The 17675-nt window shown below is 36.6% G+C and carries 20 protein-coding genes; 11 read left to right on the forward strand and 9 right to left on the reverse strand.

Going from position 1 to position 17675, the window contains the following annotated elements; genetic code table 11:
- Nucleotides 1-347: 347 nt before the first annotated feature.
- The 3 genes from GGG_RS0114570 to GGG_RS0114580 all read right to left on the reverse strand — a co-directional run bounded on the left by GGG_RS0114570 (nucleotide 348) and on the right by GGG_RS0114580 (nucleotide 2531).
- The gene (locus GGG_RS0114570; RefSeq protein ID WP_010116123.1) at nucleotides 348-1469 is read right to left on the reverse strand and encodes a 5-(carboxyamino)imidazole ribonucleotide synthase; all 1122 of its coding nucleotides are present in this window, start codon (nucleotides 1467-1469) and stop codon (nucleotides 348-350) included.
- A gap of 27 nt (nucleotides 1470-1496) precedes the next feature.
- A complete protein-coding gene (gene purE / locus GGG_RS0114575; RefSeq protein WP_010116124.1) occupies nucleotides 1497-2009 on the reverse strand; it encodes a 5-(carboxyamino)imidazole ribonucleotide mutase in 513 nt (170 codons plus the stop codon).
- A 183-nt stretch (nucleotides 2010-2192) separates the two neighbouring features.
- Nucleotides 2193-2531 (reverse strand): DMT family protein, encoded by a 339-nt coding sequence (locus GGG_RS0114580; protein ID WP_029574612.1) that lies wholly within the window; start codon nucleotides 2529-2531, stop codon nucleotides 2193-2195.
- A 106-nt stretch (nucleotides 2532-2637) separates the two neighbouring features.
- Here GGG_RS0114580 and GGG_RS19845 point away from each other — a divergent pair, with 106 nt between their 5' ends.
- Both GGG_RS19845 and mpl read left to right on the forward strand, forming a co-directional pair.
- The gene (locus tag GGG_RS19845; RefSeq protein WP_010116126.1) at nucleotides 2638-3189 is read left to right on the forward strand and encodes a hypothetical protein; all 552 of its coding nucleotides are present in this window, start codon (nucleotides 2638-2640) and stop codon (nucleotides 3187-3189) included.
- A 147-nt stretch (nucleotides 3190-3336) separates the two neighbouring features.
- On the forward strand, nucleotides 3337-4704 hold the full coding sequence (gene mpl, locus GGG_RS0114590; protein ID WP_010116127.1) for a UDP-N-acetylmuramate:L-alanyl-gamma-D-glutamyl-meso-diaminopimelate ligase: 1368 nt from the start codon (nucleotides 3337-3339) through the stop codon (nucleotides 4702-4704).
- Nucleotides 4705-4743: 39 nt separating this feature from the next.
- Here mpl and GGG_RS0114595 read toward each other — a convergent pair whose 3' ends face one another.
- The 3 genes from GGG_RS0114595 to GGG_RS0114605 all read right to left on the reverse strand — a co-directional run bounded on the left by GGG_RS0114595 (nucleotide 4744) and on the right by GGG_RS0114605 (nucleotide 6005).
- Nucleotides 4744-5280, reverse strand: coding sequence for a hypothetical protein (locus GGG_RS0114595; RefSeq protein ID WP_010116128.1), 537 nt, complete (start codon nucleotides 5278-5280; stop codon nucleotides 4744-4746).
- 95 nt (nucleotides 5281-5375) lie between these two features.
- Entirely contained in the window at nucleotides 5376-5660 is a 285-nt protein-coding gene (locus GGG_RS0114600) for a GNAT family N-acetyltransferase (protein ID WP_029574613.1), read from the reverse strand.
- A gap of 57 nt (nucleotides 5661-5717) precedes the next feature.
- Nucleotides 5718-6005 carry a GNAT family N-acetyltransferase gene (locus GGG_RS0114605; protein ID WP_010116130.1) on the reverse strand — a complete coding sequence of 96 codons (288 nt, stop codon included), beginning with the start codon at nucleotides 6003-6005 and terminating at the stop codon, nucleotides 5718-5720.
- Nucleotides 6006-6170: 165 nt separating this feature from the next.
- On the opposite strand from GGG_RS0114605, the gene GGG_RS0114610 reads away from it, so the two are divergent.
- Nucleotides 6171-7376 carry a sugar transporter gene (locus GGG_RS0114610; RefSeq protein ID WP_010116131.1) on the forward strand — a complete coding sequence of 402 codons (1206 nt, stop codon included), beginning with the start codon at nucleotides 6171-6173 and terminating at the stop codon, nucleotides 7374-7376.
- Between the two features lie 398 nt (nucleotides 7377-7774).
- Nucleotides 7775-8737, forward strand: a complete 963-nt coding sequence (locus tag GGG_RS0114615; RefSeq protein WP_010116132.1) for a TerC family protein — start codon at nucleotides 7775-7777, stop codon at nucleotides 8735-8737.
- 132 nt (nucleotides 8738-8869) lie between these two features.
- Here the strand turns inward: GGG_RS0114615 and GGG_RS0114620 are convergent, their stop codons facing one another.
- A complete protein-coding gene (locus GGG_RS0114620; protein ID WP_010116133.1) occupies nucleotides 8870-9469 on the reverse strand; it encodes a nucleotidyltransferase family protein in 600 nt (199 codons plus the stop codon).
- Nucleotides 9470-9596: 127 nt separating this feature from the next.
- Here GGG_RS0114620 and GGG_RS0114625 point away from each other — a divergent pair, with 127 nt between their 5' ends.
- The 5 genes from GGG_RS0114625 (at nucleotide 9597) to GGG_RS0114650 (ending at nucleotide 14063) form a co-directional block, all read left to right on the forward strand.
- Nucleotides 9597-10412 carry a hypothetical protein gene (locus GGG_RS0114625; protein WP_010116134.1) on the forward strand — a complete coding sequence of 272 codons (816 nt, stop codon included), beginning with the start codon at nucleotides 9597-9599 and terminating at the stop codon, nucleotides 10410-10412.
- Between the two features lie 379 nt (nucleotides 10413-10791).
- Nucleotides 10792-11265, forward strand: a complete 474-nt coding sequence (locus GGG_RS0114630; RefSeq protein WP_010116135.1) for a hypothetical protein — start codon at nucleotides 10792-10794, stop codon at nucleotides 11263-11265.
- A 253-nt stretch (nucleotides 11266-11518) separates the two neighbouring features.
- Entirely contained in the window at nucleotides 11519-12838 is a 1320-nt protein-coding gene (gene guaD / locus GGG_RS0114635) for a guanine deaminase (protein ID WP_010116136.1), read from the forward strand.
- A 240-nt stretch (nucleotides 12839-13078) separates the two neighbouring features.
- The gene (hpt, locus tag GGG_RS0114645) at nucleotides 13079-13606 is read left to right on the forward strand and encodes a hypoxanthine phosphoribosyltransferase (protein ID WP_010116137.1); all 528 of its coding nucleotides are present in this window, start codon (nucleotides 13079-13081) and stop codon (nucleotides 13604-13606) included.
- A 205-nt stretch (nucleotides 13607-13811) separates the two neighbouring features.
- A complete protein-coding gene (locus GGG_RS0114650) occupies nucleotides 13812-14063 on the forward strand; it encodes a GlsB/YeaQ/YmgE family stress response membrane protein (RefSeq protein ID WP_010116138.1) in 252 nt (83 codons plus the stop codon).
- Nucleotides 14064-14216: 153 nt separating this feature from the next.
- On the opposite strand, the gene GGG_RS0114655 is transcribed toward GGG_RS0114650, so the two are convergent.
- Together GGG_RS0114655 and dmeF are read right to left on the reverse strand one after the other, a co-directional pair.
- Nucleotides 14217-14918, reverse strand: a complete 702-nt coding sequence (locus tag GGG_RS0114655; protein ID WP_010116140.1) for a DsbC family protein — start codon at nucleotides 14916-14918, stop codon at nucleotides 14217-14219.
- Between the two features lie 76 nt (nucleotides 14919-14994).
- Nucleotides 14995-15972, reverse strand: coding sequence for a CDF family Co(II)/Ni(II) efflux transporter DmeF (gene dmeF / locus GGG_RS0114660; RefSeq protein ID WP_010116142.1), 978 nt, complete (start codon nucleotides 15970-15972; stop codon nucleotides 14995-14997).
- 86 nt (nucleotides 15973-16058) lie between these two features.
- Between dmeF and GGG_RS0114665 the strand changes: the two genes are divergently transcribed.
- Both GGG_RS0114665 and GGG_RS0114670 read left to right on the forward strand, forming a co-directional pair.
- Entirely contained in the window at nucleotides 16059-16322 is a 264-nt protein-coding gene (locus GGG_RS0114665; protein WP_010116144.1) for a metal/formaldehyde-sensitive transcriptional repressor, read from the forward strand.
- 150 nt (nucleotides 16323-16472) lie between these two features.
- Nucleotides 16473-17645 (forward strand): MFS transporter, encoded by a 1173-nt coding sequence (locus GGG_RS0114670; RefSeq protein WP_029574615.1) that lies wholly within the window; start codon nucleotides 16473-16475, stop codon nucleotides 17643-17645.
- Nucleotides 17646-17675: the final 30 nt, after the last annotated feature.

Genomic DNA, 17675 nt, shown 5'->3' on the forward strand with positions numbered 1-17675 from the left:
TTTTAAATTCAAAAATCATGACAGTTTAAATTTAAAGTTTTGAATTTAAACTTTCTTAGCTTTTTAAATTTAAACTTATTGTGGATAACATACATTTCGCTCTTCTTATTTTTTGAATTTAAAGATGTAAAATCGTTTTAAATTCATTTTTAAATTTAAAAATTTTTACATTTTAAACTGAAGCTTTTGCCTTATTTTTATATCAATTGTAGTTTTTTCATGCAAATTAACTTTTGATTTTTCGATTAACGGCGTATGGCAAAATCAAGGAGCGCCATGATACCGAAATTGAGGCAATAAAAAAGCGGTCAATTGATTGACCGCCTTTTTAACAAACAAAGCTGAGTTTAAATGCTCATATCTTCGCTGAGTGCCAATGGATTCGGTAAAATCTTCGCCAATTGACGACACAAAGTCGTTAATTCAGCACTGTCATTTGGCATAAGCGTGATATGACCGATCTTACGACCTTCACGTTCAGTTTTATTATAAAGGTGTAAATGTACACCATTTAAAGCCAAGACATCTTCGGATTTTGGATACTGACCAATGATATTGATCATCACCGTTGGACGTACAACTTCCGTTGAACCCAGTGGTAAACCTGCGACAGCACGAATATGATTTTCAAACTGTGAACACACTGCGCCTTCAATCGACCAATGACCTGAGTTGTGTACACGAGGTGCCATTTCATTGGCGTACAAGCCTTTGTCGGTGACAAATAGCTCGAGTGTCAATACACCCACATAGTTCAAATGATTGAGTAACCGTGTGATGTATTCTTGCGCCACAGGCTGTAAATCTGCGCTGTTTGGTGCAGGAACAATCGAATGCGAGAGAATACCGTGATGATGGTGGTTTTCGGCCAATGGCCAAGTTTTCACATCACCATCAATACCACGTACAGCAATAATTGATACTTCACGAGAGAAAGTCACAAAACTTTCTGCTATCAAAGTACCCGCAGGGCCAAGTTCTGCCCAAGCTTGGTCAATTTGATCTGCTGAGCGCAATACAAATTGACCTTTACCATCATAGCCACCCGTTGCCGTTTTTAAGACAATCGGTAAACCCAGTTCAATCACAGCAGCATTTAAACTTTCTAGCGAATCCACCGCTTTATACGGCGCAACAGGAATGTCTAATTCATCGAATAGTGCTTTTTCTGACAAACGATGTTGTGCAATAGCCAAAGCTTGACGTGGTGGATGTAAATCTTTTTGTTTAGTTAAAACATCGACATCTGCCAATGGTGTATTTTCAAACTCAAGGCTGAAAACATCTGCACTCGCAATAAAGTCTTGTAAGCCATTTTCAGCTTTACTTGAAAAGACTTGACCTAATATTGCAGATGGACAATCTGTATTGGCTTCAAAGAATGTACATTGAATATTCAACGGTAGCGCAGCTTGCGCCATCATACGGCCGAGTTGACCACCACCAAAAATACCGATGGTTTTATTCATAACCTGTGTCCCGTTTTAAACTTGGCTTTAAATTTGACCTGGAATATTATTACTTGCCACTTTATCCGTTTGTGCCGCACGGAAATCTGCAACATTTTTTGCGATTTCAGGACGTGTTAAACCGAGAATCTGTGCTGCCATGATTGCGGCATTGGTTGCCCCAGCAGGCCCAATCGCCAAAGTACCTACAGCAATACCTGCGGGCATTTGCACGATAGAAAGCAGTGAGTCTACACCATTGAGAATAGAAGATTTTACTGGAACGCCCAAGACTGGTAGATCTGTTTTAGCGGCACACATACCTGGTAAATGCGCTGCACCACCTGCACCTGCAATGATCACTTGAATACCACGTTCACGTGCTGTTTCTGCATATTCAAATAAGCGATCTGGCGTACGATGCGCAGAAACAACTTCAGCTTCAAAAGGGACACCAAGCTGTTTCAGCATATTGGCAGTGTTTTCGAGAGTCGCCCAATCCGATTGAGAACCCATGATAATTCCAACTAAAGGAGCGTCTTGTACAGCGGCCGCATTCATTGCAAATATTCCATAAACGAATGTAAGGAAGTTTAAATTCTGGTGAACCAGTCTTTAAATGAATATCAAGAAGCTCGCTATTATAGACTGATTTTTCATCTCACGAAAATTTAACAGACGCAGCAGGGCACTATTTTCAGTATTTTTTTTGGAAATAGGGAATACGCAACCGTTTTGAATTGATCATTGCGTTCTAAATACAAAATATACACAACCCATTAGACACAAACCTGCCCATAAATAATCAAGCTTAAACGGTTGTTTAAATAGAAAAATCATAAAAGGTACAAAGACCAATAAAGTAACAACTTCTTGGGTAATCTTCATTTGTCCCAATGACCAGCCATGTTGAGCCAATAATCGTGTCGCAGGAATCATAAAGCTGTATTCAAGCAGAGCAATAACCCAGCCAAATAAAATGGCTTGCCACAACGGTGCGCCGTGTAAAAATTTTAAATGTCCATACCATGCTAAAGTCATGAAGCAATTGGAGATAATGAGTAGTAGAAGAGGCAAAAGCATGGATAGAATTGTTTAAAATAAATTTGACTTGCTAAATTTAACAATTTTTAAAATCGAATAGTAAAATATCTGGTAAATTTCTTGAAATGGAAAAGGATAATTATGGATGCTAAATTTTTCTAAATTCTTTAAAAAAGTAACAGCTAAAAACATAAATTCTGACTTGCTTTTTCTTTCTGAACATTTAAGCCATAAAGGAAATCAAGAAATATTATTTGTAGAATATTTTGATGAAATCGTATTAGATTATTCATTAGAAAGTTTAAAATCATTTGAGAAATACTTAAGTAAAATCAAAATCTATTTTCAATCAAAGATAGATACTAAAATGAATGATTCAGAAAAAAATGAATTTATTACCCAATTTGTTAGCATAATCCTAAGAATAGGCGCATATGTTGGTGAAACATTACGTGAAAATGATAAAATAGTTGACTGGTATTGGATTATGTCCAAAGAAAAATGCATTTCAAATCCAATTTTGATCAATTCTGAAAATGCAAAAATACAAAAAGCTCCTGTTTTAACAAATGGATTTAAAATTATATTTCCTATGGATGCTGTTTCCGATCTAATTCTTAAACCGAACTACCAACTTAGTTTATATGACTATGCTAATACCTTATTATTAACCAACTCTCAAAATCGACTAGACTAGAAAGTTAAGATTTATTTTTTAGTAAGTACGAACTAGAAAAACTATCTTTTCCCCTTAACCCTTGCTATCGTTGCTTTCAAATCGAATTAATCACGACAACAGCACAACAAAAAGTGATGTGTCTAAAAAGCAGTGGAGTTAAAAAGAATGCATCTGCATATTCTGGGTATTTGTGGCACCTTTATGGGTTCATTGGCGCTATTGGCGCGTGATTTAGGACATAAGGTGACAGGTTCAGATGCGAACGTCTATCCACCGATGTCCACTCAGCTTGAAAATGCAGGCATTACCTTAATGCAAGGCTATGACCGTAGCCATTTACAACCTCATCCTGACCTTGTCATCGTAGGAAATGCTATGAAGCGAGGTATTGATGCTGTGGAATATATGTTAAATGAAGGTCTGCCTTACATTTCAGGCCCTCAATTCCTTGCAGATCACGTATTACAAGGTAAGCATGTACTCGGTGTGGCAGGAACACACGGTAAAACGACAACGACAACCATGTTGGCTTGGGTTTTGGATCAAGCAGGCTTAAATCCTGGTTTCTTAATCGGTGGTGTACCTTTAGGTTTTAGCGAAAGCGCACGCTTAGGCGGTGGAAAATACTTCTGTGTCGAAGCTGATGAATATGATTCTGCTTTCTTCGACAAGCGTTCTAAATTCGTGCATTACCATCCAAAAACTGCGATTTTAAATAATCTTGAATTTGATCATGCCGATATCTTTGATGATTTGGCAGCCATTCAAAAACAATTCCATCACTTAGTACGTACTATTCCAAGTGAAGGTCGCATCATTGCACCGATTACTGAAACGAATATAGATGAAGTTTTGGACATGGGCTGTTGGACACCTGTGGTACGTACTTCTCTTGAAGCCAATGATACTGCTGAAGTCTATGCGGAACAGCTTTCTGCTGATGGTTCGCATTTTAAAGTCTTACAACACGGCGTAGTAAAAGGCGAAGTGCAGTGGAACATGACAGGGCAGCATAGCGTTGCAAATGCTTTAGCGACCATTGCAGCAGCTGAGCATGTTGGTGTTTCGATTGAAACTGCATGTGAAGCTTTATCGAATTTTGGTGGTGTAAAACGCCGTATGGAATTGCTCGACACGGTTAATGGGATCGAAGTGTATGACGACTTTGCGCATCACCCAACAGCGATTGATACAACACTAGAAGGCGCGCGTAAACGTCTAGGTGAACGTAAACTATGGGCAATCATTGAGCCACGTTCAAACACTATGCGTATGGGTAGTCATAAAGATGGTTTGGCACATTCTGCACGTTTGGCAGATGAAGTGATTTGGTATCAACCTGAAGGTTTAGACTGGGATTTACAACCTGTTATTGATGCTGCACCGAATAAAGCTGTAGTCGCTCGCACACTGGACGATATCATCAACACTGTGGTTGCAGAAGCAGGTGAGGGTGATGCTGTGGTGATTATGTCGAATGGTGGTTTTGGTGGTTTACATCAAAAATTGCTTACAGCGTTGAAAGCAAAGTAAATTATTTTTGATAATAAAACCCGCTTAGTGCGGGTTTTTTTATAATGTTGCCCCAAGAATCAATAATTCATCTAAATTATTTTCTGTAATTTTTTTCATTACATCTGGTAGATAATTTAATAAATGTTGAAAAGTTAAGTTTTCAACTTTTTTAAAACCATGCTTATCTTCTAAGTACCCAATAATTTTATTTAATTCATCTGTGTCAATCTTCGTAATAGGATCTTCTAATTTATAAAGATGAAACCCTGAAAGATGTATAAACCTATTGCCGAATTCATACACATTATTCGCCCACCCTATATTGTTTGGAATAATTTTCTTCATATCCGCATCGCTTATTCTCTTATTCAAGCCCCAAACTCCTAAATCTACTGATTTTGTAATAATTATAATTTTTTCATTATTATCTTCTAAAGTATTTAGATAAGTAAGCCGCATTAATGTATCTAGCTCTTGTCTCAAGAGTCCTATACAAACGCCATATAATTGCTTATCAAATAACACTTCAAATGCTTCCGTGTTTTCTAATGTTCTTGCATTGATTTGTGCACTAAATTTTTCTAAATAATTCATCTTTCTATTCTCATATAATACTTTTTAAAATTAGACTAATAAAAGAAATCCAGACCGTAAAAAAACCCAATAATTTTGGGCTTCTTAATTCAAAACTAAGCCGCCACATCCGCAAAACTTTTCTCACGGCGAAACATGACATCTACATAAGAACATGTTGGTACAATTTTTAGATTTTTTTCACGTGCAAATTCAACCAAAGTATCTAACAATTGACGTGCTATTCCTTGCCCACGTAATGAATCATCGACCCATGTATGGTTGGCAATAATTTTATGCTCACCACTCCACACATAGCTGATTTCAGCGATGCGCTTGCCTTGCTCATTGTCTAAAAAGAATTCGCCATTTTTTTGATTATCTACATGTTGGAATTGCATAAACTTGATCTCTTGTTGCATTGATTATCTATACAATTCCACTCTAGCAAAGTGATTCTAAGATTTCAAAACATCATGTATCGATTGGTCTTTATCAAAAACTGACTTTGAAAAAGGGCATAACGGAATAATTTTCACGTTTTTACTACGTGCAAGCGCAACCGCTTGATCCAATAATTGACGTCCCACATTTTGTCCACGTAATTCATCTTCTACAATGGTATGGTCTATAATAAACATGCTATCACCCGCCCATGTATAGGCCATTTCAGCCAAATGATGACCTTCTTCACCTACATAAAATTCGCCTTTCTTTCCATTATCTTTATGCTTAATTTCTAACATTTTGTTTACTCTTATTTAAGTTATTTGGCCTATCAAAATCTCATAAAATAGATAAAAATATTGTTAAATTTTGTCTGATCGTTCAATACCGTCATGTCAATTAAAGCTTAACAACGCAACCCATTCAGCCTAAAATTTAATATTCGCTTTTTAAAATGATTGACCATGTCATCTTTGTCTCCCCAAAATTCTCCCGCCCAACCATCGCCCAGTGAAACTCAGCAATGGGTGAGTGTGATTAGCCTAGCTTTTGCTGCCTTTATTTTTAATACCACAGAATTTGTTCCCGTTGCGCTACTCAGTGATATTGGCAAAAGCTTCGCAATGCCTGCAACCGATGTCGGCATTATGATCACACTCTATGCTTGGGTCGTTGCACCAATTTCTCTACCGATCATGCTCTTGACCAAAAATATTGAACGACGTTTCTTATTGATTGTATTGTTCATGGTTTTTGTTGCCAGTCATGCTTTATCTTATGTGGCATGGAGCTTTGATGTATTGCTCATTAGTCGTATTGGCATTGCATTTTCACATGCTTTATTTTGGGCAATTACTGCATCTTTAGCCGTTCGGGTTGCACCAAAAGGTAAGGAATTTCAAGCTTTAGGCTTACTTGCAACGGGTACTGCTTTGGCAATGGTTTTAGGAATACCTTTTGGTCGTATGATTGGTGAATCTTATGGTTGGCGTAATACTTTTGGTTTGATCGCCCTAGGTGCAACAGTTGTATGTTTAATTCTCGCCAAAACTTTGCCTCGTTTACCCAGTGTCAATTCAGGCTCACTCAGTAGTTTAAAAGTGTTCTTAAAGCGCCCAAGTCTGTTGATTGTTTTCGCACTTACCGTTCTTGTGATCACAGCGCAATTTACGGCTTATAGTTATATTGAACCTTTTGCTTTAAATATTGCTCATTTTAGTTCATCACAAACCACAACTTTATTGTTGATTTATGGTGCTGCTGGATTTTTGGGTTCTTATTTATTTGGAAAATTTGGTCGGAAATATCCTCAATTACCCATCCCTTTAAGCAGTGCTATTCTTGCAGTGTCAATGTTATTACTGATCCCACTTTCTACTGATTTTACCAGTTTTAGTATTCTCAGTTTATTTTGGGGTATGGCAATTATTTGTTTTAGCTTAGCGCAACAAGCCAAAGCACTGAATTTGGCTGCTGATGCAACCGATGTTGCAATGGCTATTTATTCAGGTCTTTATAATGTGGGAATTGGTGGTGGTGCATTACTTGGTGGAATAGTCACAACACATTATGGGTTAAATAATATCGGTATCATTGGTGGCGTACTAGCTGTATTGGGTACAATTTTGGCGCTCATTTTAGTACAGCGTAAAGATTTTAATCCTAAATGATCAATGTTCTTTTTTATCGTTCTATAGATTGAAATCAGTTGTCGTTGCATTCATTTTCATGATGAAACAATGCTTTTTTGGAGTATTGAAACTACTTTGAAACTTTGTACTTCAATTAAAAAAGCAGTAATGCATACAAAATTTGCACAATTTTGATAAATATGTCATTCTTCACCTATATTAAGAAATGAATACATTTCTTTAACCAGTTTTCGAACAAGGGGAGTAGCCTCCTCCAGTCAGAGTATCGTCATTACGCTTTGTAAAAAGCCGGTACCTGAGCATCATCCCAACCAAGATGGTGTAGGCAAGACCTTGATCATGTTGATACAGATGTTTAATCATCTGGCAGCAGGTCAAGGTTTTTTTATGCCTGATTGCCAGATTTGGAGAATTTTATGGAATCTATTGGCAATCCATGGCTGTACTTAGCATTCTTTGCTATCGTCGCTGTCATGCTCATCATCGACTTTCTTGGCTTTAAACAAAAAGAAGGTGAAGAAGTCAAAATCAAAACGGCTGCTTATTGGAGTATTGCATGGGTTTCTATGGCAATGCTATTTGCAGGTGGTTTATGGCTTTATTTACAACAAACCGTGGGTGTTGCCGTTGCAAATACCAAAACCATGGAATATCTCGCAGGTTATTTACTTGAAAAATCCCTTGCGATTGATAACGTATTCGTCTGGTTAATGATCTTCGCTGCGTTTGCTATACCACCAGGTTTACAGCGTAAAATTTTGCTTTACGGCGTATTAGGCGCAATCGTTTTAAGAACAATCTTTATTTTTATTGGTGCATGGTTCGTACAAGAGTTTTCTTGGGTGCTTTATATTTTCGGTGCATTCCTTGTCTACACAGGTTTCAAATTCCTCAAAGGACAGGATGAAGAAGAAAGCAATATTGAAGACATGGCGATCCTAAAATGGTTACGTAAGCACATTCGTATCACACCAAATTTGGAAGGTAATAAATTCTTTGTTCGTCAAAATGGCTTACTTTGGGCTACACCATTATTCTTAGTTTTAATCTTGGTTGAAGCTTCAGATGTAATTTTTGCAGTGGACTCTATTCCTGCTATTTTCGCCGTAACCAGTGACCCATTCATTGTATTAACTGCAAACTTGATGGCGATTCTAGGCTTACGTGCAATGTTCTTCTTATTGGCTGGTTCTGCTTCAAAAATGCATTACTTACCGTATGGTCTAGGGATTATCTTAGTCTTTATCGGTTTTAAAATGCTCATGCTTGATGTATTCCATATGCCAATTTTGATTTCATTAGGTTTCATTGTTGTGGTATTGGCAATTACAGCATGGTTATCAATTCGTCATAATAAAAAACAAGAACTGAATTCATAACCCTCTCATTGTCAAATATTGCAATCAAAAAAGCCTTCCACACGGAAGGCTTTCTTAATGTGAACTAAGCATTTATCAAAATACTGCATGGTAATAACAACACAATAGAAAATATGATCTAAAACAATAACGTTATTCTTCTTCAGTTTCGACTATACGTAACTTTTGCCACTTTTCTAAAAACCGTTTCGATTGCACTCGTTGTATAAAGACGTCACGACTCACCAATCGATTATTCCAACGTAATTTAAGCTCAAACAAATCATTTAATTCAAACGGCGCAACAATCTCCAAATCACCATTTTCCAATAAACGCACAGCAATCGCCGTGGCAGTTTCCACCCAAACACTTAAAGCATCTAAAAGTGATGAATATTGAGCAATGGATTGACCTTGATCTGTCTTATACCACCTATGTACAAAGGCTTGATTCACAACATCCCATTCGTTTTCAGCAAATTGATGCTTCAATAATCCTGTTAAACGTTGTTGTTCAGCATGTTCATCTACAAGATCGTAGAAAATCACGTCTATCTCAGTATTTTCAATTTTATAATGTTGCCCATGTAAAACCGACCAGACTAAATTGCGAATAACGCCTGCGCTTAAATAAGCTTCTGTATTGATCTGTCTTAAATACATCAGTCTTTGCATTAAATCGTGCTGATTAAAAACAATCTGCTTCAATTTATACCGATAATCATATTGATCAAAATCAATATTTTGTGTCATTTTAATTGCACTCTTTTTTAATTTTCGCTAGGACTAAATATAGATTGCTATTGTTGATGAATTATAAGTATATTGATGATAATTACAGCAAAAAATACACTTTTAATAGCAATGATGGGGCAATCTAATGAAAAAATATAAAGGTACTACAGCAAAAAAAATCTTGGTCGTCAGTTTGCTCAGTTTATCCAGCGCAACGCTATATGCAGCTGATTCAACTGATCTTGCAAAAGAACTTTCAAACCCTGTTGCCAACTTGGTTAGCGTCCCTTTTCAATTCAATTTTGACGATAATATTGGGGCAGATGAAAATACTCAACGCTACCAACTGAATATCCAACCTGTTATTCCCATTGAACTGAATGAAAACTGGAATTTGATTTCACGTACAATTTTACCTGTAAATTATCAGACCTATAAAAATACAGATAAAAGTGATGATTGGGGGACAGGGGACATTGTTCAAAGCTTATTCTTTTCACCTGCAAATACGGGTTCAAGTGGTATCACATGGGGGGTAGGAACAGCAATGTTATTACCCACAGCCTCAGAAAAACTTTTAGGTGCAGATCAATATGGCTTAGGCCCTACAGCTGTTATTTTAAAACAAAGTGGCGGTTGGACATTGGGAACGTTAGCCAATCATCTTTGGGCTGTAGAGAATCACGGTGATGTGGAAGATGTGAATAGTACCTTTGTACAACCCTTTGTTTCTTATACTTATCCAAACACTGTGACACTAACACTGAACAGTGAAACCACCTATGACTGGAACATTAAAAAAGCAACAATCCCAGTAAATTTTACCGCGACTAAAATCATCAATATGGATGGTCAGCTGATCAGCGTAGGTGGTGGAGTGAAATATTGGGCACATGATACAGATGCAAGTCCGAAGGACTTTGGCGTTCGTCTCATTGCATCCTTTATTTTCCCTAAATAATATTCAACATTGTATGTTTTAACGATAACAGACATGATGTAAATAAAATGTCTGTTATCGGTTATAAGCTTTCTATTGTATTTATTGCACAAATATTTGCTGCTTGAAGTTATATGAACACGTTTGCTGGATTCTTTTTAGATGAAGCTGTAATAAATCTGTTGTTTTATTCATGCTAAACATCCCATGAATGTTATAATTCTGTCAGCTAGAATTTATGTTTTTCGAAATAGATTCATTTGGCTTTGAATATGTTTGTTATAAGACAGTTTTATCAGGAATATAATAAACAACATAAATGCGAATTCAACATCAAGCATATAAACAAAGCTACTGTGAATTAAATTGAATGATTATGGGATTGTATTAGGAAATTTTTATGAAAAAATTGTTATCCGTTACTTTAGGCGCACTCGTCATCGCTGGTTGTGCTTCAACGACTCCTGAATCGAAGACAAATGTACGTACATATGGTTTGTTAATCTGCCAACCAGATGAACTTTGTCCGATTGTTACTGTCATTAAAAATGAATCTCTTCAGGATGCAATCAAAATCCAAATCGCTTTAAACAGTATCAATCACAAATACGACATCAAAAAAGTTGTATTTAGTAATGGTGTAAAAAGTCTTTCATTTAATACCATCGGCCCAACTGAAATCGATTTTCAATTTGGTTCAAATCGATCTCGTAACAGCATCATCGTACCCAACAACATGATCCATGACCTGTCTATGGATCATAATATTTCTATGAATATCTATACAGATCAGGGCATGATTAGTCGCTATATTTTGAAAGACGGCGTTAAAGCGCCGATCGTTCAAGAACTGCAACAAGCGTATAAAAAATAATAGATATATCCTTTCGAAAGGAAAGCAGTTTTTAAATGCTTTCCTTTTAATTTTTATACATTTACCTTGTCAATATTGACTGAAAATTTTAACCAAATCTGTATTTTTATATAAATAATTCAAACTAACCAATCACATACTTAAGCATACACACGATATGCATGAAAATTGAAAAAATGATAAAACTGCTTACAGCGTCATTGGCATATTTCAGGTACAATCACTCGAAAAAAGTATAAATTGCAGGTTTTACATGTCTTCTGTTGCTCAGAAAACAGCGATTCGTGGTCGCTTTCTCGATATTCAAAATACCGTCCTACACGCATCTCAAATTTCAGATCAAGTTCGTTATATTGAAGATGCTTTACTCATCACAGAACAAGGCAAAATCATCTGGTTTGGTACTTGGGAAGAAGGGCAATCGCAGTTAAATGACAGCATCCAAGTAGATTATTATCCTGAACAATTAATCGTACCGGGTTTTATTGACACCCATATTCATTTCCCACAAACAGAGATGATCGGTGCATACGGCGAGCAATTATTAGAATGGCTCAATACCTATACATTTCCTACAGAAATGCAGTTTGCCAATAAAGACTATGCCGATGAGATTGCCCATTTTTTTGTCAATGAATTACTAAAAAATGGCACCACCACGGCTTTAGTTTTCTGTACAGTTCATCCTCAATCTGTCGATGCTTTGTTTGAAGCAGCAGAACGCCATCAAATGCGTTTAATCGCAGGTAAAGTGATGATGGATCGTCATGCACCTGATGCTCTTACAGACACGGCTGAGAGCGCATATTTAGACTCTAAAGCACTGATTGAGAAATGGCATGGCAAAGGACGGAATCTCTATGCGATCACTCCTCGCTTTGCTCCAACCTCTACACCTGAGCAGTTAGAAAGAGCAGGGCAGTTAAAAGCTGAATATCCTGATGTTTATGTGCATACACATCTGAGTGAAAATAAAAATGAAATTGCTTGGGTGAAAGAGTTATTTCCAAAGCAAGACGGTTATTTAGATGTTTATCATCATTATGGCTTAACAGGAGAGCGCTCTGTTTTTGCCCATTGCGTACACTTAGAAGAGCATGAGTGGCAATGTATGCATGATACCGATTCAGCGATTGCGTTCTGCCCAACTTCAAACTTGTTTCTCGGCAGTGGCTTATTCCCATTGAAAAAAACATGGGAAAAACAAGTCAAAGTCGGTTTAGGTACAGATATTGGTGCAGGGACATCGTTCTGTCAGTTACAAACCCTGAATGAAGCCTATAAAGTTCAACAGTTGCAAGGTGATAAATTGTCTGCATTTGAAGCCTTTTATCATGCAACGCTCGGTGGCGCAAAAGCCCTACATTTGGATGATCAATTGGGTAATTTCAATCTGGGTAAAGAAGCTGACTTTGTCGTCCTGAATTTGAAGGCAACAACTTTACAGCAATTGCGCCAAGAACGTGCTAAGAATATTGAAGATGCATTATTTGCCCTATTTACAATGGGAGATGATCGCAATATTCAAGCCACTTATGTTTATGGAAATAAAGTCTATGAGCAAAACAGCTAATCAGCATCAAAAAATAGGAAAATCCAAGAAAAAGATCATCTTAATCGGAGCGGTATTTGTCGTATGTGCACTGCTTTTAAAGAAAGATGCACATTAAATCGTTGCGAATTTACATTTTCCAATGCCAAAAAAGATGCATCTTGATCTGATATGTTTTAAAATTGACGCATATTTTAGGGTGTTGCTAGTCAACACCTTTTTTAATTTGTGAATTTGATGTTTTAGTTTTAGGTATTTCCCATGACTGTTGAAATGAAAGTGATGATTTCTGCCGAAGAAATTCATGCAAAAGTTCAGGAACTTGGTAAAAAAATTGATGCGCATTATGCCAATAGCGACAAAGAGCTGGTATTAATCGGTTTATTACGTGGTTCAGTCATCTTCATGGCAGATTTATGCCGTGCAATCACTAAGCAACATGAACTCGATTTCATGACGGTTTCAAGCTATGGTGGTGGAACAACTTCAAGCCGTGATGTTAAAATTTTAAAAGATTTAGACGGCGAAATTCATGGGAAAGACATTCTCATCATTGAGGATATTATCGACTCTGGTAATACCTTGAGCAAAGTCTTAGAAATATTAGAAACACGTCAACCGAATTCGATTGAATTATGTACTTTAGTCAGCAAACCTTCACGCCGTGAAATTGATTTGGATGTGAAATTTTTAGGTTTTGAAGTAGAAGACAAATTTATCGTGGGTTATGGCTTAGACTATGACCAAAAATATCGTCATGTTCCTTTCATTGGCGAAATAGGTTTGTAATCCAAAAGCTTCTGACTTTAGCTAAAAATCATTAAGCGACTTCGGTCGCTTTTTTTATATTTTCAATTTTGAGAAACGAACAAAAATCCAACAACTTGTAGCAGAGAAAAGCTTTTATTCTGAACATAAATATTCAAAGATAAACGTGGATTTAATTTTTAAACGCTTTTAACTCTAGATAAAATAAAGAAAAAGGAGAGATATTATGATGTCACTGATTGGTGCAATCATTATCGGTTTTTTTGCAGGTCTCATCGCACGTGCAATACACCCAGGGGATGATAAAGCAGGCTTTATCGTAACAGTCGCACTCGGAATCGTCGGTTCATTACTTGCAACCTATGGCGGGCAAATGCTTGGTTTATATCAAAAAGGTGCTTCAGCAGGCTTTATCGCATCGGTGATTGGGGCAATTATTGTGTTATTCATCTACAACATGATCGCTAAACGAACTTAATCTTTATTCACTTGAGGTTTTTATTGATCTTTCAATCCAGTTTAGCATCTCATTAAAAAGCACTGAAATTCAGTGCTTTTTCGTTTGGATCATTTTTACTGAATCGCTTTTTTGAATAATTTGAATAAATAGCAGTGTTCTATTTTAAAATAATTATAAACCTGACTGCTTCCAAATTTTCTCAATTTCTTCAGCAGGATATGCACCCATCACTTTATAACCATTTGAGAAAATAATGGCTGGTGTACCTTGCAAACCTAACTTCTTACCTAAAGCAAGGTTTCGCTCAATTGGAGTTTCACAATTGGCTGCGGCAGTCGGTTTAATCTCTTTTTGAAGTAAGTTTTTCCATGCATACTCACGGTTGGCCGAACACCAAACTTGCTTTGAAGGGATAATCGATTGGGTTTTGATCGGGTAAATAAACGTATAAATAGTAACGTCATTTAACTTGGCTAAATTCCCTTCAAGAGTCTTGCAATATGGGCAATTTGGGTCAGAAAAGATCGCAAGCTGTCGCTTTCCATTCCCCCTTACTGTTTTTACTGCATCATTCAAAGGTAAGCTTTTAAAGTCTACGCTGTTTTGTTTGACCACTAAATCTTTGGTTAAATTGTGCTGATCTTTCAGACGAATCATCGATCCAATGAACAGATGCTGCGCATCTTCATTCACATAGACAATTTGATTATCAAGTGTACCGCTATACAAGCCTTGCATTTCAGTGCTTTGTAAATTATTAATTTTTACATTGGGGTATTGTTGTAGCAACTTTGCTTTTACGCTATCCACATTGGCAAAACTGGCGCTGCACAGTCCTAAACTTAAACTCAAGGCAATCAATTGCTTTAACATATAGACTTAAAATTAAAAAATAACGAAGCGCATTAAAACACAATTTTTCTAAGTGCATGTTTGAAAACTGTTGCCTTTAATGCGTTTCACGTGGAACGAAATTGAACATAACGGGTTGATTAATTTCGACAGAAATATGTACCAATTCTTCATGAATGGACAATGCTTGACGCACCATATCTGCATTTAGATTTTTATCACGACTTTCTAAAACCAAAATGACTGAGAATTTACCCTTAGCAACTTTCCATACATGAATATCGGTTATTTTGGCTTGTATATGTAAACCTTCAATCACTTCACGTACTTCATCGACCACAGGATGGTCCATTTCTGCATCTAATAAGGTTCTTCCAGATTCTTTCATCAATCCCAATGACCATTTTCCAACAAGGATTGCACCAACGATACCTAATATCGCATCTAAGAAGTCCCAACCCAAAAACTTACCTGCAATCAATGCAATAATGGCTAAAACAGAAGTCAAAGCATCTGCAACCACATGTAAAAAAGCAGCTTTTTGATTTAAATCATGCACATGATGATCGCCGTGCTCATGCGAATGATGGTGATGGTGATGGTGATGGTGATGGTGATGGTGATGGTCATCGTGCAATAACCATGCACAAATCAAATTAATCGCCAAACCTAAAATAGCAATCAAAATCGCTTCATTATAATGAATTTGTACAGGGTGGAATAAACGCTCAATGGATTGAAAAGCCATAAATAAAGCCACAACCATCAATAGAATTGCGCTGCTATAACCCGCTAAAATTTCTATTTTCCATGTTCCAAAACTAAAGCGAACATCAGTCGCATAATGACGTGCGGCACGATACGCCACATAGGCCATACCCAAGGCAAGCATGTGTGAACTCATGTGCCAACCATCGGCAAGCAAAGCCATTGAATTAAAAATCCAACCACCTGCAATTTCAAAAAGCATCATTAGCCCAGTAAGTATTGTTGCCCACAATATTTTCTTTTGTGCCAATGGATTACCTTCATCAAACTGATGATTATGCGCTCGATTGATGGCTTTAAATTGCATGTGAATAGATCCTAATATACTCCTATAGAGTATATTATTTCATTTTCAAATATACTATAAGGGAGTATATTTTTTGGAGTTTGCTCATGGGTCATTTACATCAAAATAAAAAAGTCTTAAATCGTGTTAAACGACTACAAGGGCAAATGAATGCCATTGAAGAAGCATTAAATAATGAAGACAAATCATGTATTGATGTTTTACAACAAGTTGCAGCAATTAAAGGGGCTGTGAATGGTTTAATGAATGAATTAATTGAAGCTCATTTAAGAGAACATGTAATTTCTGACTCAACATCCCATGGAGATGAATTACAAACATTTATTCAATTATTAAAACGTTATGCATAATTTTATAACAAACAGTTAAAAATCAATTGACCTTATATTGATTAAGTTTTAATCTTTTTAAATTATCCAACTCCTCCATGCCAAACTCAATTCGCTAGAGCTTGGCTTTTTTTATGCGCAATCTTTATTTGCCTATACAGTTCAAAACTCATGAATCAGCAATCATGGCGACCATTTTTAATGATCAGCCTCGCCTTGTGCATTGGAACCATTGGTACGGCATTAGCTAGTCCTTTATATCCAATTTATCAACAACTTTGGCATCTACTCCCAAGCCAAATTACTTATATTTTTGTCGCCTACATGTTCGGCTGTTTGACTACTTTGTTGTTTTTAGGCCGTACCAGCAACAGCTTTGGTTTTATTCGAACGCTACAAATCGGCTTATTCTTTGCCATTATTGGTTTAACACTTTCTGTTTTTGCATCAAATACTTATTACTTAGGATTTGGACGTTTTATTATTGGTATTGCTTCTGGCCTAATCAGTACATCTGCAATGTTAGGTCTCATTTACACCATTCCAGACTCACACAAGCAGAATGCAGCACAACTGAGCTCTATTATTACCGTGATTGGTTTTGGTTTAGGCCCTTTGATAGGTGGAGCAATTGCACAATTTTCAGAACAACCACTGATTACACCATACCTACCCGTAATTTTTGCTGCGATTTTAAGTTTAATCGGGCTATTTTTTATTAAAACAGCATCTTTTGAAAAGCAACCATTTTCAGTGTCACCACATTTGGAATTACCTGAAGCACAATTTAAACCTTTGTTTTATATTACTAGTTTTAGTGCATTCTGTGCTTTTGGTTCTTTTAGTTTATTTGCATCCTTAGCACCATCCTTCATTAAAGATGTGATTCCTTGGCATGGGCCATTAGTCAGTGGGGCAACCATTGCCAGTATTTTAATGATTTCAGCTTCCGTGCAATGGCTAGCCAAATCATTCAATATGCACAAAATGTTAAATGTGGGTTTAATCTTCCTGATTGCAAGTTATGTGATTCTTTCGATCTGCATGATCATGCATTGGAGCTGGTTATTCTTTATCAGTGTCATTTGTGTCGGCATGGGGCATGGTTTAAGTTTGTTGGCTGCTTTTGCCTTAATTCATCATATGACCCATATAGAAAATCGTGCTGCTGTGGTTTCCACTTATTTGTTTATTGCTTATTTTGGTACTATTGTCCCTATTATTTCGGCAGGTTTTTTGTCAGATCACTTTGGTTTCATCGTCGGAATCCTTGGATTTTGCTTAGGTGTAGGCGTGTTGTGTATTTACTTATTGATCAAACATTTAAAGCTTAAAGAACGCTAAAAATAACAACTGAATAATAAAAAAATCAGC

Origin of the sequence: Acinetobacter sp. P8-3-8, from assembly GCF_000214135.1 — a bacterium.
GTDB lineage: Bacteria > Pseudomonadota > Gammaproteobacteria > Pseudomonadales > Moraxellaceae > Acinetobacter.